Origin of the sequence: Bacteroides thetaiotaomicron VPI-5482, assembly GCF_000011065.1 — a bacterium.
In the GTDB taxonomy this organism is placed as follows: Bacteria; Bacteroidota; Bacteroidia; order Bacteroidales; family Bacteroidaceae; genus Bacteroides; species Bacteroides thetaiotaomicron.
Genome location: NC_004663.1, coordinates 5,250,656 through 5,265,269, shown reverse-complemented (window position 1 = coordinate 5,265,269; position 14,614 = coordinate 5,250,656). Strand labels below are relative to the sequence as shown.

General features: G+C 42.6%; 8 protein-coding genes. 6 read left to right on the top strand and 2 right to left on the bottom strand.

Annotated features, from left to right (window positions below; translation table 11 throughout):
- Positions 1-382 precede the first annotated feature (382 nt).
- Entirely contained in the window at positions 383-1,939 is a 1,557-nt protein-coding gene (locus tag BT_RS20420; protein WP_008760930.1) for an ATP-binding protein, read from the top strand.
- 582 nt (positions 1,940-2,521) lie between these two features.
- On the opposite strand, the gene BT_RS20415 is transcribed toward BT_RS20420, so the two are convergent.
- Both BT_RS20415 and BT_RS20410 read right to left on the bottom strand, forming a co-directional pair.
- Positions 2,522-3,979 (bottom strand): aminoacyl-histidine dipeptidase, encoded by a 1,458-nt coding sequence (locus tag BT_RS20415; RefSeq protein ID WP_008764285.1) that lies wholly within the window; start codon positions 3,977-3,979, stop codon positions 2,522-2,524.
- A 24-nt stretch (positions 3,980-4,003) separates the two neighbouring features.
- Complete coding sequence (locus BT_RS20410) at positions 4,004-4,990, bottom strand: lysylphosphatidylglycerol synthase transmembrane domain-containing protein (protein WP_008760929.1); 987 nt, start codon at positions 4,988-4,990, stop codon at positions 4,004-4,006.
- Between the two features lie 70 nt (positions 4,991-5,060).
- Between BT_RS20410 and rsmA the strand changes: the two genes are divergently transcribed.
- The 5 genes from rsmA (at position 5,061) to BT_RS20385 (ending at position 14,611) form a co-directional block, all read left to right on the top strand.
- Positions 5,061-5,864 carry a 16S rRNA (adenine(1518)-N(6)/adenine(1519)-N(6))-dimethyltransferase RsmA gene (gene rsmA, locus BT_RS20405; protein WP_008760928.1) on the top strand — a complete coding sequence of 268 codons (804 nt, stop codon included), beginning with the start codon at positions 5,061-5,063 and terminating at the stop codon, positions 5,862-5,864.
- Positions 5,865-5,917: 53 nt separating this feature from the next.
- Positions 5,918-7,258, top strand: a complete 1,341-nt coding sequence (gene mgtE / locus BT_RS20400) for a magnesium transporter (protein ID WP_008760927.1) — start codon at positions 5,918-5,920, stop codon at positions 7,256-7,258.
- An 85-nt stretch (positions 7,259-7,343) separates the two neighbouring features.
- Positions 7,344-9,221 (top strand): DUF349 domain-containing protein, encoded by a 1,878-nt coding sequence (locus tag BT_RS20395; RefSeq protein WP_008764283.1) that lies wholly within the window; start codon positions 7,344-7,346, stop codon positions 9,219-9,221.
- Positions 9,222-10,126: 905 nt separating this feature from the next.
- Positions 10,127-11,470: a BT_3987 domain-containing protein gene (locus BT_RS20390; RefSeq protein WP_011109082.1), complete on the top strand. Its 1,344-nt coding sequence runs from the start codon at positions 10,127-10,129 to the stop codon at positions 11,468-11,470.
- A gap of 39 nt (positions 11,471-11,509) precedes the next feature.
- Complete coding sequence (locus BT_RS20385; RefSeq protein ID WP_008764281.1) at positions 11,510-14,611, top strand: SusC/RagA family TonB-linked outer membrane protein; 3,102 nt, start codon at positions 11,510-11,512, stop codon at positions 14,609-14,611.
- Positions 14,612-14,614 lie beyond the last annotated feature (3 nt).

Below are 14,614 nucleotides of genomic sequence, written 5' to 3'. Positions count from 1 at the left end.
AACCAGTTTAAGATCAAGACAGCTTCAATTTAATCACAAAACCATCCAATTCATAAAAAGAGTAAATATCATAGTTACAAATGCCGAAGCTTTTTCATTCTATATTTATATGATGTTGGCATTAGCGCCTTCCTGACTGTTTAAATATTCCCTTTTTAAGAAGGTCATTTTTTCACCATGAGACCGATATATACACAAATAGAAATAAAACAGGTGAGGAGCTAAAAGAATGTATCGTAATATGGGAAGAAAACAAGAGTATATTATGTGAAAAGAAATACGAAAATAAAAATGGAAGAAAACAACAATATACTTTTTGATCTTTGATTTTCCCCTATTTAGTTCTATCTTTGTCTATGTTTCATATAAAAATGTAATTTAGATGGACGAGAGACTCAGACGATACCCGATAGGAATACAGAATTTCGAAGATTTGCGAAATAATGGTTATGTGTACGTTGATAAAACGGAGTTAATTTACCGTTTGACAAACACAAATAAGGTTTATTTTTTAAGCCGTCCCCGACGATTCGGGAAAAGTCTGCTAGTATCTACACTCGAAGCTTATTTTTCCGGAAAGAAAGACTTGTTCAACGGATTGGCAATGGAAACTCTGGAAAAAGAATGGGCTGTTTATCCGGTGCTACATATTGATTTCAGTGTGAGTAAATATATGACTGCCGAAGCGTTATCAGCCGTCATTAATTACCAGTTACTGCAATGGGAAAAATTATATGGACGCGAAGAAGGAGAAACGACTTTCAGCCTTCGTTTAAAGGGAATCATACAACGCGCATATACACAGACCGGCAAACCAGTTGTGATACTTGTAGATGAATATGATGCTCCCATGCTGGACAGTAATAACAATACGGAATTGCAAATAGAAATTCGTGATATTATGCGCGATTTCTTCAGCCCTTTGAAAGCGCAAGGCCAATATATCCGTTTCCTTTTTATCACAGGTATCAGCAAATTCAGTCAAATGAGTATCTTTAGCGAACTGAACAACTTGCAAAATATCAGTATGTGGGATGAATATAGCGCTATATGCGGCATTACCGAACAAGAGGTACACACACTGCAAATCGATATCGAACAGATGGCTCAAGCCAATAACGAAACATATGAAGAAGCTTGTACTCATCTGAAACAACAATATGACGGATATCATTTTAGTGAAAATAGCGAGGATATTTATAATCCATTCAGTCTGTTCAATGCTTTCGCACAAAAAAAGTATTCCAATTTTTGGTTTTCTACCGGTACTCCCACTTTTTTGATAGATCTCCTACAAGAAAGTAACTTTGATATCCGTGAGTTGGATGACACTACTGCTACAGCAGAACAATTTGATGCTCCCACTAATAGAATTACCGACCCTCTTCCAGTACTTTATCAAAGCGGCTATCTCACTATTAAAGGATATGACCCGAGTTTTCAGCTCTATACCCTAGCTTACCCCAACAAGGAAGTCAGGAAAGGATTTCTCGAATCTCTCATGCCTGCTTATGTACATTTGCCCGCACGAGAGAATACATTTTATATAGTATCATTTATTAAAGACTTACGTGCCGGAAATTTGGATGGATGCCTGGAAAGACTAAAGTCCTTCTTCGCTTCTATCCCTAATAAGTTAAATAATAAAGAAGAGAAACATTACCAAACCATCTTCTATCTATTTTTCAGGCTGATGGGGCAATATATAGATGTGGAAGTAGATACAGCTATCGGAAGGGCTGACGCCATTGTAAAATTACAAGATACCCTTTATGTCTTTGAATTTAAAGTGGACGGTACACCGGAAGAAGCATTGGCGCAGATTAATAGTAAGGAGTATGCCATTCCCTATCAGGTGGGAGACTGGAAAATAATAAAAGTGGGGGTAAACTTTGATAGTGCGACAAGAACTATCGGAACATGGAAAACAGAAAGATAAAGAACGCGGATTAACCACTATACAGCCTAAATGACAGAATAAAAAGTGGGGATAACGTTTTCAATAACGCATCCCCACTCAAGCTTAGTTAATGTACTGAATCTCATTTTTCAATTCTGTACCCCCATGAAAGCATTTCGTTGCGACCTACTTCACTGAGGATTTTTCTAATTAATGAACTCATTTTCTTTGCCATAATCTTTAAACCTTTAAAATTACTAATACCTGAAAACTAAAAAACTTAAATCTTCTCTTTGGGGAGTATGCCAAGTGTTGAGTATCCCCAAACATGTACATCGGCATTGCCGATCTTTCTAAACAATCTTTCTAACTTTTTCATTTTGTTATCCTCCTAATTACATGTTTTATAACACAAAAATACGACCATTGTTTATAGATTGAGCCGAAAAAGGAAAGAAATTTATGTTTTATAGCATATTAATTGATTTGCATCAATTAATTTATTTGTTATAAGGCAGAATTATAATTTCAATGGCAGCAAATATGACAAAAAGGCACGGAAGATAATCTTCCATGCCTTTTTACTATATGATACCTATTATATAAATAGGAAAAGAATCCTTATTTCGTCGGAGTCTGTGCTAATGTAGCCACCAGGAAGTCATAGAACTTCTGTACGGTAGGAATCAAAGCTCTTTCATCCGGTGAGTGCGGCGAACGCAATGTCGGACCAAATGAAATCATATCCAACCCCGGAATGATAGCACCGATAATACCACATTCCAAACCTGCATGAATTACTTTCACTGCGGGTTCTACTCCAAACTGCTGTTTATAAGATTCCTTCATCGCATGCAAAATAGGTGATTCAACGTTCGGCTGCCATCCTGAATAGCCGCCAGTCATTTCTACCTTCATGCCTGCCATAGAGAAGCAAGACTCAAGACTGGTAGTCAGATACTCTTTCATACTATCGCTGGAGCTACGGGCCAGAATCTTAATCTCAGCCTTACCACCGCCAATCGTAATGATAGCCAGATTAGAAGATGTTTCCACCGTATCGGGAACGGTCGGAATCATACGGGTCACACCATTCTGACAAGCAAAGATGGCATCAATCAGATTATCCTGAATTTCTTCGGGCACTTCACCGGCAGGAAGCTCCACACGTTCTGCCGTAAAGCTGATCGGAGTTTCGATTGCAGAGAACTCTTCATTGAACAAGTCTTCGCAATATTTCACCAAGCCCAGCAGTTCCTCTTCGTTTTCAGCAGGAATGGCAAGTACCGCACATGCCTCACGAGGAATCGCATTGCGCATATTACCACCGTCCCAGCTTACCAGGCGGGCTTCATAGCTGGCAACCGCTTCACGCACGAAACGTACCAACAGCTTATTGGCATTGGCGCGCCCTTCATTGATTTCCAATCCGGAGTGTCCACCACGCAAACCTTTCAGACTTACTTTAACAGCGACGTCGCCTTCTTCGGGAGCTACTTCCTTATATTCCAGCGTAGCAGTCACATCCATACCACCGGCACAACCGATATACAGTTCGCCTTCGTCCTCAGAGTCAAGATTCAGCAGGATTTCTCCGTTTACCGTACCCGGTTTCAAGCCGAATGCACCGTACATTCCGGTTTCTTCATCTTTAGTGATCAATGCTTCCAGCGGACCGTGTTTCAGATCATTCGCTTCCAGTACAGCCATGATAGCAGCTACACCCAGTCCGTTATCAGCACCCAGCGTAGTACCTTTGGCTTTTACCCAGTCACCGTCTATATAAGTTTCGATAGGATCTTTTTCAAAATCATGAACTGTATCATTATTCTTCTGAGGAACCATATCCATGTGTGCCTGAAGAATTACACCTTTCCGGTTTTCCATGCCCGGAGTTGCCGGTTTACGGATAATCACATTACCCGCTTCGTCTACGAAAGATTCCAGTCCCAAGCCTTTTCCGAAGTTAATCAGAAATTCAGTCACTTTCTCCATGTGTCCGGACGGACGGGGAATCTGAGTCAACGAATAAAAATGCTTCCACACATTCTGTGGAGCTAAAGAAAGAATAGTACTCATAACAAATCTATTTTTATTAAGTGATTACTTTCGCTGTCTATTGGTAAACGGCAAAGCCGCCAAACCATATACACCCAACAAAACTACCAAAAAAGTTTGAATACCATGCACAATTAGAGCAAATATTCCGGCATCCGTCACATTTACTCCGTAAAGCATCATCATCTCCATGATAGCAAAATGCCACGGTCCCGCCCCGTTGGGAGTCGGCACAATAACAGCAAACGTACCGCCGACAAACATTACCAGTGCCGCAAGAATGCCCAAATGAGCAGTGAATGCAAAACAATAGAACGTAAAATAGAAATGAAAAAAATAACAAGCCCAGATGGCCAATGTATAAAATATGAACAAAGGAATATTGCGTACTCCTTTCAAAGACATGATTCCTTCCCAAATATTCAACACAAAGCCTTTCACCCGTTCATAGAAAAACAGCGTTTTCCTTAAATAATAAAGAAGCACCACCACCCCGATAAAACAAAACAGGACGATATAAAACCATACCGAAGTCAAAAGATAAGCAAAAGAAGGTATCTTGGTCCCCGTATTTTCAAGGAAAGTGACAAACACCGGCATTTGCAGCAATACAGTAATACCGGTAATCAGAAAAATGGTCAATGTATCTACCAGTCGCTCCGTCACCACTGTCCCCAGCGATTTGGCAAACGAGACATTATCATACTTCGCCAACACCCCGCAACGACTCACCTCCCCTATCCGGGGAACGACCAAGCTGGCGGCATAAGAAATAAAGATGGCATTCACACAGTCGCTTCTTCTGGGGAAAGCATCCAGCGGCTCCAGCGTCTGCCGCCACCGCCACCCGCGAAATACCTGAGCAAGCACCCCGAACAAGAGCGAAAAAAGCATCCACCACCAGTTCGTACCATGCCGTAATACCTCGCCGACCCTGCTGAAATCAAAGTCGCGATAAACCCAGTATAGAATAAAGCCGCCTAAAACAATCGGTAATATCAGCTTCAGCGTCTTTTTTAGTAGTTTCTTCATCCTTAATTCTTCATTCTTCATTTAAAAGAATTACCTTTGTCGGCTGCAAAAGTAATTATTTAGTTGGTAAATGAAATTAGTAAAGCCTAAAAAGTTTCTCGGACAGCACTTTCTGAAAGATCTGAAAGTAGCGCAGGATATTGCCGATACAGTCGACACCTTCCCCGAACTGCCTGTATTGGAGGTAGGACCGGGTATGGGAGTATTGACCCAGTTTCTGGTAAAAAAAGACCGGTTGGTAAAAGTCGTTGAAGTAGACTACGAATCGGTTGCCTATCTCCGTGAAGCCTATCCGTCACTGGAGGATCACATTATCGAAGACGATTTTCTGAAAATGAACCTTCACCGGTTGTTCGACGGAAAGCCTTTCGTACTGACCGGTAATTACCCGTACAACATCTCCAGCCAGATATTTTTCAAGATGCTGGAAAACAAGGACATCATCCCTTGCTGTACCGGAATGATACAGAAAGAAGTAGCCGAACGTATCGCTGCCGGACCGGGCAGCAAAACCTACGGCATCCTGAGCGTACTGATACAGGCATGGTATAAAGTAGAATATCTCTTTACCGTCAGCGAACATGTTTTCAACCCGCCCCCAAAAGTGAAAAGCGCCGTCATCCGCATGACCCGCAATGATACCAAGGAACTGGGATGCGACGAAAAACTGTTCAAACAAGTGGTGAAGACCACCTTCAACCAACGACGCAAAACATTACGCAACTCTATCAAGCCGATTTTAGGCAAAGACTGCCCGCTGACGGAGGATGCATTATTTAACAAGCGCCCGGAACAACTGTCGGTGGAAGAATTCATCAGTCTGACCAACCAGGTGGAAGAAGCGCTGAAAACAGCCACCGCATCCGGTAACTGACCGATAGTGAGCGAAACCCGTAATTTGTAAAACGTTTAATCGTAAACAAAAAGATGAACGAGGAATACATTGACAACGTAAAACACCTTATCGAGCAAAAAGATGCCGATAAGGTTAAAGAACTTCTTGTCGACCTTCATCCCGCCGACATCGCTGAATTGTGTGATGACCTGAACCCGGAAGAAGCCCGGTTTGTCTACCGCCTGCTCAACAATGAAACCGCGGCCGACGTACTCGTCGAAATGGATGAGGACGTTCGTAAAGAGTTCCTCGAAATGATCCCTTCGGAAACAATCGCCAAGCGCTTTGTGGACTACATGGACACGGATGATGCCGTAGACCTGATGCGTGACCTCGACGAAGACAAGCAGGAAGAAATTCTTTCGCACATCGAAGACATCGAACAGGCAGGAGACATCGTGGACCTCTTGAAATATGACGAAAACACCGCCGGTGGTCTGATGGGCACCGAAATGGTAGTCGTGAACGAGAACTGGAGTATGCCCGAGTGTCTGAAGGAAATGCGTCAGCAAGCCGAAGAACTGGACGAAATATATTATGTATATGTCATTGACGACGATGAACGCCTGAGGGGAATCTTCCCGCTCAAGAAGATGATCACCTCCCCTTCTGTCTCCAAAGTGAAACACGTGATGCAGAAAGACCCGATCTCCGTACACGTAGACACTTCCATCGATGAAGTGGCGCAAACCATCGAAAAGTATGACCTTGTTGCCATCCCCGTGGTGGATAGCATCGGCCGACTGATAGGACAGATCACCGTCGACGACGTCATGGACGAAGTTCGTGAACAGTCGGAACGTGATTACCAGTTGGCATCCGGTCTTTCGCAGGACGTAGAAACCGATGACAACGTACTAAGACAGACCACAGCCCGACTGCCCTGGCTACTGATCGGCATGATCGGAGGTATCGGAAACTCCATGATATTGGGAAATTTCGACGCAACCTTTGCCGCACACCCCGAAATGGCATTATACATTCCGCTGATTGGCGGTACGGGAGGAAACGTCGGTACACAGTCTTCCGCTATCATCGTACAAGGGCTTGCCAATAGTTCACTGGACGCCAAAAACACTTTCAAGCAAGTGACCAAGGAAGCGGTAGTAGCCTTAATCAATGCTACCATCATCTCCCTGCTGGTATATACCTACAACTTTATCCGGTTCGGTGCGACGGCTACGGTTACTTATTCCGTATCCATCAGTCTGTTTGCCGTTGTGATGTTCGCCTCCATCTTCGGCACACTGGTCCCGATGACACTGGAGAAACTAAAAATAGATCCCGCCATCGCAACAGGTCCGTTTATAGCCATCACAAATGACATAATCGGTATGATGCTGTACATGGGAATTACTGTTTTATTATCATAAAAATGCGATAATCAAAAAAAAATAAGCAAAAGAGTATGAAGTAATCGTTTTATTTCATTATTTTGTGACCCAAAACTAATATACAATGATGGACGCTCATGACACTAATCTTCCCTTGAACCAAGGGGAGTTAGAAGAAGAAAAGAAAACAGTTGAGGTTTCTGAAGCCATTACAGAGACTCCGACTGAAGAAGGTACCGAAAAAGTTACTGAAGAAGTTACTGCCGAAGTTCAGACTGAAGCAGCACCTAAACCTGCCACAAAGGAAGACGTACTGAACCGATTGAAAGAGCTTGCGCAAGACTCGGAAAACGCAAACAAGCAGGAAATTGACAATCTAAAACAATCATTCTACAAGTTACACAACGCCGAGTTAGAAGCTGCTAAAAAGCAATTTATCGACAATGGAGGCGCTGCCGAAGACTTCACTCCGAAGGATGATCCGACAGAAGAGGAATTCAAACGCCTCATGGGATCGATCAAAGAGAAAAGAAGTCAACTTGTAGCCGAACAGGAACGTCAGAAAGAAGAAAATCTGCAAGTCAAGCTTTCCATTATCGAAGAACTTAAAGAACTGGTAGAATCGGGTGATGATGCCAATAAATCTTATACAGAGTTCAAAAAGCTGCAACAACAATGGAACGAAACCAAACTGGTTCCGCAGGGCAAGGTGAATGAACTTTGGAAGAATTACCAACTGTACGTAGAGAAATTCTATGATCTGCTGAAACTGAACAACGAATTTCGTGAATACGACTTCAAAAAGAATCTGGAGATCAAGACTCATCTTTGCGAAGCAGCCGAAAAGCTTGCTGACGAAGAAGATGTAGTTTCCGCTTTCCACCAACTTCAGAAGCTGCATCAGGAATTTCGTGATACGGGTCCGGTAGCTAAAGAACTGCGTGACGAAATCTGGAACCGTTTCAAGGCTGCTTCTACGGCTGTAAACCGCCGTCACCAGCAACATTTCGAAGCGCTGAAAGAATCGGAACAGCACAATCTGGATCAAAAAACTGTCATTTGCGAAATTGTAGAAGCAATTGAATATGATGAACTGAAAACATTCTCGGCTTGGGAGAACAAGACGCAGGAAGTGATTGCTCTGCAAAACAAATGGAAGACAATCGGATTCGCTCCCCAAAAGATGAATGTGAAGATCTTCGAACGCTTCCGTCATGCCTGCGATGACTTCTTCAAAAAGAAAGGAGAATTCTTCAAGGCTCTGAAAGAAGGAATGAACGAGAATCTGGAAAAGAAGAAAGCACTTTGCGAAAAGGCAGAAGCACTGAAGGACAGCACCGACTGGAAAGCAACTGCTGATGCGCTGACCAAATTGCAGAAAGAGTGGAAAACAATCGGTCCGGTAGCCAAGAAATACTCGGATGCCGTATGGAAACGTTTCATCACTGCTTGTGACTATTTCTTCGACCAGAAAAACAAGGCTACTTCTTCACAACGTTCTGTAGAAATAGAGAACATGGAGAAGAAGAAAGCGTTGATTGAAAAATTAGCTTCAATCGATGAAAACATGGATACTGACGAAGCCAGCACTTTGGTACGCGAACTGATGAAGGAGTGGAATACCATCGGTCATGTTCCGTTCAAGGAGAAAGACAAATTGTATAAGCAATATCATGGCTTGATCGATCAACTGTTCGACCGTTTCAACATCAGTGCATCCAACAAGAAATTAAGCAATTTCCGTTCAAACATCAGCAATATCCAAGGAGGAGGCTCTCAGTCTTTATATAGAGAACGGGAAAAACTGGTACGTATTTATGAGAATATGAAGAATGAACTTCAGACTTATGAAAATAACCTGGGATTCCTTACTTCTTCTTCCAAGAAAGGTAGCAGCCTGCTGACTGAACTGAATCGAAAAGTGGATAAACTGAAAGCTGACCTTGAACTGGTATTACAGAAAATCAAGGTTATCGATGAATCATTGAAAGCGGAAGAATAAATATTCCCGAAACAAAGGATAAATCCTCTAATATAAAAGCCAACTAACCCATTATGGATTTAGTTGGCTTTTTTATTGAAGCTTTCATTATATTCTCACTGCACTGAGAAAAAATACTCATGCCTTTGAGAAAATTTTCTCATTGCATTGAGAATTTTTTCTCAGTGTGGTGAGAATTTTTTCTCAAAGGCATGAGAACTCTTTGAGAATATAACAACCTTTATCACGCTGTGTACTATCCAAATAGCAATTAAATAGTTTCTCCCTTACACCCGTAATTAAACGACTGCCAAAATGCTTTATATTTAAGAAGTGAGTTTTTCGCCCGGTCTGACCGAAACAATCAACCAATTAAAAAGGAATAGAGGAATAATTAAACTAAGTTCTTGTAGAACTTAGCACAAAAAACAGTCTGTTAATCCATTTGTATCTAAACTAACGCATCTAACTAAGCAATAGATTTACCATCTTTTTTGCTAAAAATCAACGATTCGTGCGCAAATATACTAATTAGTTTGAAAAAGTCATACTATTTTTCAATAATATTTCATATTTAAATTACAAATAAGTTTTTCAATTATTCTCATTTAATCAATCAACGGGTAGAAACAGAGTGAGTATTTCACTATTACACGTTTACAGCCCCCAATACTTCCCATTGATTATCAACAACATGCATTCTATTCCATCTTATCATCTACTATATTATAGTTCTACAAGAACTAAGACATAGAACCTATTATTTTTCTGACTTTAAATCAGCATAGTTCAGCACACAAATAAAAGTTTTAACTTCTAATTTTAATGCCTATGAGAAAGAAATAAGTATTCCAAATCCAAGAGTACCCACAAGTACTTCAACTTGTTTTTACCCTTTTTACCTTTAATAAAACTAATATTAATTTATGAAAAAATGCTTTGAACTAACACCATGCTTGCTGGCATTCTTATGCATTACCAGCTGCGTAGAAGATGTTGATAACGAACGTTCTAAGGGAATGTTCTCAGCATCACAAAGTGGATTCTCCACCATTGAAGTTTACGATTTAGGCCCTCTCAACAAGATTGATCTATCCATTGCCAAGGCAGGATTAGAGGATACCGGAGGAACGGTGACTTTTTCAGTAGAACAATCCCTGTTGGATTCTCTGAATAATGCGGACGGCACTTCCTATCAATTACTACCTCCCGAATGCTATACGATTGAAAATGCAACCTATTCCGTCTCTCCCGGCGGAGACAGGCGCGTAACAGGAGGCAGTCTGGTGTATGATCCTCACAAAATCTACAACCTGTGCGGCTTTGATGAACTTAAATACGTTCTTCCATTACGGGTATCCTCTACAGGGACTCCTATGAACTCCGACCGAACGGCAACACTTTACGGATTTATCGTTAAAGAAGCCATCGTCAGACTTGCATCTACCGGAGGAGACTTCGTAGTAGAAGGAGGAACGACTACTTCACCTATGAATCTCGACACAGAGATAAGCTTTGAGAACGAATGGGATCTGACGACCTCGTTTGCAACCAAAGGAGCGGACTATGTGGACAACTACAATTCGGCAAATTCGACCTATTACATACCTTTACCTTCCGACTTCTACACTCTTCCCGATGTCACTATCGCCAAGGGAAAGACAACGGGAGGCTCTGCTATTAGCCTGCTGGGTGAAACACTTCCCCCCGGAAATTATCTTCTTCCGGTTTCACTCGGCGGACTTAGCGGACAAGGAGACGCCAGCATCAACATAGACAAGGAAACGGTAGCCAACTATTTCGTAATCAAACAAGGCGGCCCTATTAACCGTGACCACTGGACAGTGACTGCCAACACGGAAGAAAAGACAGGCGAAGTTTCAGCCGCTTACCCCCACAACGGTCAGACAATATCTTTGATTGACGGAGAGATAAACACTTTCTGGCATAGTAAATGGCAGGGAGGAGAAGTAGCTCCACCATACGAAATAATACTCGACATGGGCAAAGAGAACAGTGTCAGCCAATTAGGACTCATCGCCAGACAAAATGCACTTACTTCTATGAACCTTGAGATTTATGCAGGAGATGACGGTGAAACATGGAACCTGATTGGAAAATACTTCTTTGACGGTAGCATAAAAACAGAGCAAATGGTCCCCGTAAAAGCATGTGATGCACGCTGGATACGTATTTACATCCCCACTCTGGGCAGTGGTTCATCTGTAGGACACCTGGCAGAAATATATGTATACGGCACGGACAAGTAACCTTAATTATTTTCTAATTCTTACTTAAAAGAAACATTTATGAATAAGATATTAAAAGTAATGTGTTTCATTCTGTTTGCCTTATTTGCAGGAATAAACACAATTTATGCACAAGGACAAAGTCCGACAGGACTCGTAGTCGATGAAAACGGGCAGCCGATGATCGGAGTGCAGATAAAAATCGAAGGAACCACAGTCGGTGCCATCACTGACGTAGATGGTAATTTCACCATCAAAGCCCAAAAAGGCAATATACTTCTTTTCTCTTATGTGGGTTACGAACAGCAAAAAATCACTTATAAAGGAGAAAAGGTATTAGCAATCAAAATGCTTCCGAGCACAGAGATGCTGGAGGACGTCGTTGTTATCGGCTACGGAAAACAAAAGAAGAACAGCGTAGTGAGTTCCATCAACGCCATCGGTCCCAAAGAGTTGTCCGTTTCTTCCAGTCGTAATATGACCAATAATCTGGCAGGGCAAGTACCGGGCTTGATCGCAGTGCAACGTTCCGGTGAACCGGGATATGACAATGCCGACTTTTGGATTCGGGGACAAAGTTCTTTCAAAGGCGGTACCAATCCGCTTGTATTAGTCGACGGTGTCCCCCGGCAAATGCAGGATATTGAAGCGGATGAAATTGAATCATTTACCTTACTGAAAGATGCTGCCGCCACAGCTGTTTACGGAGCCGAAGGCGCAAACGGAGTTATCTTGATTACTTCCAAACGAGGAAATTCACAGAAACCTAAAATCTCTTTCCGAGCCGAAGGAACTATTCTCGAACCAACACGTCTGCCGACTTTCATGAACTCAGTAGAAACGTTAAACCTATACAACGAAGCATTGAACAACGAAGGGACCGCCAGCATACGCACAGACGAAGAGATAGCCAAATACGGTCCCGGAGCCGACCGTGATTTATATCCGGACACTGACTGGTTGGGTACAATGCTAAGAAACCACACCTATAATATGCGGTATACCCTGAACGTAAGAGGAGGAACTGAACGTGCCCGTTACTTCGTATCCGGCGCCTTCTATCAGGAAAATGGTATATTCAAGGATTTCGGCAATGACTATGATAACAATATCGGATTGAAGCGCTACAATCTGCGCAGCAACATTGACTTTGACGCAACTAAAACCACAACAGTAAAAGTAGACCTCAGCGGACAATACCTGCAAACCAATTATCCGGGAACAGGAACCAGCACTATTTTTACTACCATGTGCCGTACTCCGTCTTATATCATGCCGGCAGTTTATTCCGACGGAACTGTGGCCGGACATCCCCGTCCGTCAGGCAATCGTTCCAACCCGTACAACCTGCTTGTTAACTCAGGATACGCCAAAGAATGGAGAACTTCCATCCAGTCGAAAGTGGAAGTAGACCAGAAGCTGGACTTCCTGACCAAGGGATTGACATGGAAAGGACTTATCAGCTTTGACGCAGACATGTCATATATCGCCAAACGTACCAAAACACCGACACAATATCTAGCCACAGGACGCGACGAAAATGGCAAACTGTTATATAAGACTGTAGTAGAAGGCAGCGATGTACTATCAGAAAACCTGAGTAACAGTTCAAACAAGAAGATTTACTTTGAAACAGCCTTCAATTACAACCGTACATTTGCAGAGAAACACGATGTAGGGGCCATGTTCCTATACATGCAAAAAGAAACACAGTATCACAATAACGCTTTACCTTATAGAAAGCAAGGTTTGGTAGGTCGTGTAACTTATGGATATGACGGACGCTATTTCTTAGAAGGTAACTTCGGCTACACCGGTTCGGAAACCTTTGCAAAAGGCTATCGCTTCGGTTTCTTCCCCGCCATGGGTTTGGCATGGTATATCAGCAATGAACATTATTATCCGGAAGCCTTGAAAAAGGTAGTAAGCAAATTGAAATTAAGATTCTCCATCGGTCGTACCGGTAACGACGATACCGGCGGCAACCGCTTCTTATATCGTGGAACCATGAAACAGGATAATAGCGGCTATAATATCGGATTCAGCAACAGCGGCGCATTAGGCGGAGTAGGCAATGGAATTACCGAAGCCCAGTTCGAATCACCGTTTCTTTCCTGGGAAATCGAAGACAAACGCAACTTCGGTATCGACTTGGGGTTATTCGACAACCGCATTGACCTGCAAGTGGACTACTTCAACAACAAACGTAAGGACATCCTATTGCAACGTAATACCGTTTCCAATGTGACAGGCTTCCAGCAAATGCCATGGCAAAACTTCGGTATCGTGAAAAACCAAGGTGTGGATGCAAGTCTGAATCTCAATTATAAAGTAGGTGAAGTTAACCTGAGCGCACGCGGTAACTTTACATTTGCACGCAACGAAATCCTCGAATATGATCAGGTGCCACAAGTTTATCCGTGGCTCGAAAAGAAAGGAACTCGCCTCAACTCATGGAAACTATACATTGCTGACGGACTTTATACCGCCGACGACTTCAACATAACAGGTGAAGGTCTGAACCGCCAGTATGAACTGAAACCGGGAGTTGTATCCGGTCTGTCAAGCGGAGTACGTCCGGGAGATATCAAATACAAAGACCTGAACGGAGACGGTAAGATCGACAGCAATGACCAGATGGAAGATGTAGGAAATCCTTCCGTTCCGGAAATAGTTTATGGCTTCGGCCTCAATGCCGAATGGAAAGGAGCCTATGTCGGTATCTTCTTCCAAGGTTCAGGAAATACATCGACCGTATTAGGAGCCAGCTCGAACGGAGCATTTTTCCCGTTCCAATGGGGAGTCGAAGAGTCTGCCGTACGATCAGAAGTAGCCAACAGATGGACGGAACAGAACCCAAGCCAAAATGTAATGTTCCCCCGCATGCACTCTACCAATTATGACAACAATACAGCTGCCAGCACTTGGTGGCTGCGCAATGCCAGTTTCCTGCGACTGAAAAATATTGAAGTCGGTTACAACTTCAAGGAGAAAACACTGAAAAAAATCGGTATACAAGCTTTGCGTGTTTATCTGCAAGGAAACAATCTTTGTGTATGGGATGATATCAAAATGTGGGACCCGGAACTTGGAAACACCAACGGCGGCTTCTCATATCCACTGAGCCGGACTTTCACATTCGGTCTTGACTTTACTTTCTAATAA

Bases quoted from the DNA above. Each gene is read 5' to 3' on its own strand.
- rsmA (WP_008760928.1), top strand. From the start codon at position 5,061: ATGAAATTAGTAAAGCCTAAAAAGTTTCTCGGACAGCACTTTCTGAAA.
- BT_RS20410 (WP_008760929.1), bottom strand. From the start codon at position 4,990: ATGAAGAAACTACTAAAAAAGACGCTGAAGCTGATATTACCGATTGTT.
- BT_RS20385 (WP_008764281.1), top strand. From the start codon at position 11,510: ATGAATAAGATATTAAAAGTAATGTGTTTCATTCTGTTTGCCTTATTT.
- BT_RS20420 (WP_008760930.1), top strand. From the start codon at position 383: ATGGACGAGAGACTCAGACGATACCCGATAGGAATACAGAATTTCGAA.
- BT_RS20415 (WP_008764285.1), bottom strand. From the start codon at position 3,979: ATGAGTACTATTCTTTCTTTAGCTCCACAGAATGTGTGGAAGCATTTT.
- BT_RS20395 (WP_008764283.1), top strand. From the start codon at position 7,344: ATGATGGACGCTCATGACACTAATCTTCCCTTGAACCAAGGGGAGTTA.
- BT_RS20390 (WP_011109082.1), top strand. From the start codon at position 10,127: ATGAAAAAATGCTTTGAACTAACACCATGCTTGCTGGCATTCTTATGC.
- mgtE (WP_008760927.1), top strand. From the start codon at position 5,918: ATGAACGAGGAATACATTGACAACGTAAAACACCTTATCGAGCAAAAA.